We start from the raw sequence: 4,759 nt of genomic DNA, 5'->3' as shown, positions 1-4,759 counted from the left end.
ATTTATTACCTTTACTCACATCAGCGGCGATACCACCATAAAATTCCTTTACGGTTTCTTTTATATCAAATTCCATAAAAGCCTCCATTTTGTATTACTAATAACAATTTCTCAATTTTTTATTTAGACATATTCTATTGCAATTATACATAACTATATGATAATATTGCAATATAGTCAAATAGATTATTATCTCATTGGGGATTTTTATGAATAAAGAATTTTATAAGTTAAAAACAGAAATAATAAAGGCTTTAGCTAATCCAACAAGATTAATGATTGTGGATTGTCTAAGAAATGGAGAAAAGACTGTCACAGAAATTATAGAAACTCTAGGGGAAGAACAGTCAAATATTTCTAAAAGCCTTGGCATATTAAAAAACCATGGATTAATAAAAGATAGAAAAGTTGGGTTAAATGTCTTTTATAGCCTCAAATGCTGCTGTTTAGACGAATTTTTCAGGTGTCTTGATAACCTAATCTCTGAAAATCTTAAACATCAGCAAGAATTGTTGAATTCATACAAAGGAGAAAGGTGATGGATATAAAAATTTTAGGAAGTCGAAGAAATTAAGGCAATATTGGAGAAATAATTTATGGTTGATATATTTAAACCACTGGAAACATTAGCAGATTTCGTTGTTTATAATATTTTTAAGCTATCACCTAATACCAATATAGCGGAGAGCTTACACTTTTTCATTTACGATACTTTAAAAATATTCATTCTGATTCTGGTTATAAGCTTTATCATTGGATTGATTAAAAGCTTTTTTACCCCTGAAAAGACAAGGACATTCTTAAGTGGTAAACATACAGGAATTGGAAACTTTCTTGCAGCATCCCTTGGTATAGTAACACCTTTTTGTTCCTGTTCAGCTGTACCATTATTCATTGGATTTGTAGAAGCTGGAATTCCATTAGGAATTACATTTTCTTACCTAATCGCAGCTCCTATGATAAATGAAGTTGCTATAATATTGCTCTGGGGCTTATTTGGAATAAAAATTACAGGTATTTATATTCTGTCAGGACTTGCAATTGCAATTTTTGGCGGTATGATTATCGGTTTATCTAATCTTGAAAGGTATATTGAGCCATTTGTATTCCAGACAAAAGTTGGTTCCTGTTGTAGAGAAGAAAATGCAGTAACATTTAAAGATCGTATTCAAGAAGCAAAAGAAAGTGCATTAAGTATTTTTAAGAAAACCTGGCCTTATATCATTGTAGGTGTCGGAATTGGAGCTTTTATTCATGGATATGTTCCAACAGGTTTACTTGTGGAATATGCAGGAGCAAGCAATCCTTTTGCTGTTCCTCTGGCTGTATTACTTGGCGTTCCACTTTATGCAAATATTGCGGGAGTATTACCTATTACAGAAGTTCTTGTTAATCAGGGTTTACCAATAGGCACTGTTCTGGCGTTCACAATGGCAGTGACAGCTATTTCTTTTCCTGAATTGTTAATCTTGAAAAGAGTTCTAAAATTGCCATTATTGATAATTTTTGTATCAATAATGACTACAGCAATCATATTTACAGGATATTTATTCAATTTTATTCTTTAAACTGTCTAAATAGACATTGTTTTTAAGTCAATACTCGGCTAATAAATTTTGATTATGTTTGAATTTCTTGATTTATTGGTCAACTTTTTTGTATATAAAATCCTGGATTTATCTTCATCCTCTAAAATGGCTGAAGGGTTGGAGTTTTTTATATCTAACACGCTTAGGGTTTACATACTAATCCTGATTATAGGATTTATCATTGGCGTAATTAGAGAAATAATTACCCCTGCCAAAACACAAAAAATCTTGAGCGGTAAGAAAGTTGGAATGGGAAATATCATATCATCATTTCTGGCTGTAATTACTCCGGTAGAAGACTTTTCTGTAATTCCTGTTTTTATAGGTTTTTTAGAAGCAGGTATTCCAACAAGTATTGCTTTTACTTATCTAATTACTGCTCCTATGACTAACGAACTAGCTTTTGCACTGTTTTGGAATGTATTTGGTTGTAAAATTGCTTTTATCTACTATGCTATAGGAATAGTTATTGGCTTTGTTGGAAGTATACTAATAGGATTATTTAAACTAGATAATTATATTCAGCCCCTAATTGATAAAAATCGATCAAAAATAAGTCACGATACAGGTAATAAGAGTTTTAAAAATATAATTATTGCCGCAAAAGATAAATCTTTCAGCTTTTTCAAAAGTTTCTGGCTTTATATTCTAATAGGTATAGGTATTGCAACTTTAATCCAGGGTTATATACCATCTGATCAAATTATTAAATATGTTGGATTTGATAATCCATTTGGTGTGCCTATAGCTGTACTAATGGTAATGTTCTTTTATATCAATATAACTATAGCTTTGCCGATATTAATGATCTTTATCAGTCACAGTTTACCAATTGGTACATTAATGGCCTTTACAATGGCAGTTACTGCAACATCTATCCCTGAATTATTAATACTAAAAAGAGCGCTAAAACTACCCTTATTACTTACTTATATAGGGGTTCTATTAGGATTAATAATACTTACAGGATATTTGCTTAACTTAATCTTTTAATAGATGCCTGAACAAGTCCGGCATGACACCTTATTTATTTTTTATCTGGCTCTTTGGATTTATATATCTCTTTAATGGTCTTAATATCTCTATCTGATAACTGAGTTGCGGTGAAATTAACACACATTATATCGTTTGGATTATTACTATGCCCAGCAATACCAAGGGCATGCCCCATTTGATGAGTAGCTATCTGCTTAATCTTGATTTTAGCCTGTTCATCGGTCATATTTTCAGTGACTTTTATATTTATTTTAATATCATGAGAAAATTGATCCATCTTTGTCCCTTTATACTGTAATATTGGAGAGGCTACAGAAGATCCCATAGCTCCAACACCACCAATAACTGGCACCCCAAGCAATCCGCCTGCAATCATGCCTAGAACAGAGCCAACCTGAACAAGTGTACTGGCTTTTCTGTATTTTATTCTTTCTTTTTCAGCTGAAATGTCTTCCCTCTGTAAAGTCGGTTGCCAGGGAAAATCCTCAAAATCCTCACACCATGCCACTTTTATATCAGCTCTTGAAGTGTCATAAACAAAGTTAAACTTTATTCTACCTTCAGATGCTTTTTCCCATTCTTTAAAGCCTTCTATAGCTGCATCTCTATAAAACTTCTTGTATGGTTTGATTTTAGTATCATCTATGTATACAGTTATGGGCATTTTACCAATAATGGTAACTTTACCCATACTTTGCTGCATTATTTCAGGGATATAAGTTCCTTCATAAATATCACTATAGCCAATATTTTGAGTTTGTTGAGCAAATTCAGGTAAAATAGTCCTTTTTAATCTATCAACTCTTACAATTAAACCATCTCCCTCATAAGTTTGACCAAGTGTATCCTGTTCAATCTTATTTATTCTTGTCAATAATGGTGCTGCACTATTGGTTTTTCCATATATTTTGTTCTCTATTATGATTACCATTGCAGGAATAGAAGTATCCGCTGTTTCCTGATAGTTTGGAACTACAGTTGATCCTTTTTTAACAACTGTATCTATTTTCGCTAATCCATCTTTAGCTCTATCGGTTTGTTCTTTAAGAGTACTGTATTTTAAAGATGCCTCAAAATCAGATTTGGCTTTTTCAAGATTTCCTGTATAAAAATAATCAGCGCCTCTTGAAAAATATATGTCAGATAATAATTCTTTAGAATTTTTATCATTATTATTTAATGATAATGCTTTATTACAATATTTAAGAGCTTCATCATACTTCTTATCATTTGTTAAATTATACGCATAAGCTTTATAAGCAACGACAGCATTATCTATATAGAGATTAGTTTTTGTAATTTCATATGCCTTCTCATAATCCTGACCCGCTTTCAAGTATTGTCCTGCATTATAAGCATCATGTCCGGATTTAGCATACTTATTCCCTTGCTGAATTTGTTGATTTCTGTTTTGAGGTGTTGCAGAGCAAGCAACAGGAATATATGAGTTAAATAACAACAATAAAGATAAAAATATAGCAACTGTTTTAGTATTCATAGAATAACCCCAAACTTTATCTTTTAATATAATAATTTAGAACCAAAAAATTTTCCTCAAGTAAATTACCTGACTATTATAAAATACTTATATGAAAGAAGATAAGTTTATAAATTTAATTAAAAGTTTGCTGCCTGAATCATCGGCATATATTGGTGATGATACTGCTTATATTGCTGAAAAAGATTTAATTTTAACCCAGGATACTTTAATTGAAGATGTTCATTTTAGAAAATCGACAATTAGTCCTTATGATCTTGGTATGAAAGCTATAGCCGTTAATCTAAGTGACATTGCAGCTGCTGGAGGGATTCCTGCTTATATATTAATATCGCTTTCACTCCCACAAGATATTAATGAGGATTTTGTAGAAGAATTTTATCGGGGAGTCAAATATATTTCTCAGAAATATGGGGTTTTAATAGTTGGAGGAGACCTGACAAGAGCTGATAAAATCACAATTAGTATAGCAATGATGGGTTTTGGAAATGGAATTACCCCAACAAAGAGAAGTTATGCTAAAGTTGGTGATTTTGTTATCACTACAGGCGAATCCGGTTCAAGCGCAACTGGCTTGTGGTTGCTGGAAACACAGTTAAATTCACCAAATTTAATAAAGGATATTCCTAAAGATATATCCGACAAGTTTATAAAAACCCATATTAATCCTATCCCT

4 protein-coding genes and 2 pseudogenes (1 of these 6 running past the window's edge) are annotated in these 4,759 nt (G+C 31.6%); 4 read left to right on the top strand and 2 right to left on the bottom strand.

Annotated features, from left to right (window positions below; all coding sequences use genetic code 11):
- Positions 1–76 (bottom strand): annotated as a pseudogene (locus A2255_08040) (arsenite S-adenosylmethyltransferase); it reaches 716 nt to the left of the window's first position.
- Between the two features lie 133 nt (positions 77–209).
- On the opposite strand from A2255_08040, the gene A2255_08035 reads away from it, so the two are divergent.
- The 3 genes from A2255_08035 (at position 210) to A2255_08025 (ending at position 2,582) form a co-directional block, all read left to right on the top strand.
- A complete protein-coding gene (locus A2255_08035) occupies positions 210–539 on the top strand; it encodes a hypothetical protein (protein ID OGI23518.1) in 330 nt (109 codons plus the stop codon).
- A 57-nt stretch (positions 540–596) separates the two neighbouring features.
- Positions 597–1,568: a hypothetical protein gene (locus tag A2255_08030; protein ID OGI23517.1), complete on the top strand. Its 972-nt coding sequence runs from the start codon at positions 597–599 to the stop codon at positions 1,566–1,568.
- Between the two features lie 126 nt (positions 1,569–1,694).
- Positions 1,695–2,582 carry a hypothetical protein gene (locus tag A2255_08025; GenBank protein OGI23516.1) on the top strand — a complete coding sequence of 296 codons (888 nt, stop codon included), beginning with the start codon at positions 1,695–1,697 and terminating at the stop codon, positions 2,580–2,582.
- Positions 2,583–2,616: 34 nt separating this feature from the next.
- Here the strand turns inward: A2255_08025 and A2255_08020 are convergent, their stop codons facing one another.
- On the bottom strand, positions 2,617–4,083 hold the full coding sequence (locus tag A2255_08020) for a hypothetical protein (GenBank protein ID OGI23515.1): 1,467 nt from the start codon (positions 4,081–4,083) through the stop codon (positions 2,617–2,619).
- Between the two features lie 91 nt (positions 4,084–4,174).
- Between A2255_08020 and A2255_08015 the strand changes: the two are divergent.
- Positions 4,175–4,759: pseudogene (locus A2255_08015) on the top strand (hypothetical protein).

The organism is Candidatus Melainabacteria bacterium RIFOXYA2_FULL_32_9, assembly GCA_001784615.1.
GTDB lineage: Bacteria > Cyanobacteriota > Vampirovibrionia > Gastranaerophilales > UBA9579 > UBA9579.
Note: the sequence above shows the minus strand (reverse complement) of the source record. Positions and strands in the feature narration are given on the sequence as shown.

Excerpts from the sequence above, each read along its gene's own strand:
- A2255_08025 (OGI23516.1), top strand. The coding sequence starts at position 1,695 with ATGGCTGAAGGGTTGGAGTTTTTTATATCTAACACGCTTAGGGTTTAC.
- A2255_08020 (OGI23515.1), bottom strand. The coding sequence starts at position 4,083 with ATGAATACTAAAACAGTTGCTATATTTTTATCTTTATTGTTGTTATTT.
- A2255_08030 (OGI23517.1), top strand. The coding sequence starts at position 597 with ATGGTTGATATATTTAAACCACTGGAAACATTAGCAGATTTCGTTGTT.
- A2255_08035 (OGI23518.1), top strand. The coding sequence starts at position 210 with ATGAATAAAGAATTTTATAAGTTAAAAACAGAAATAATAAAGGCTTTA.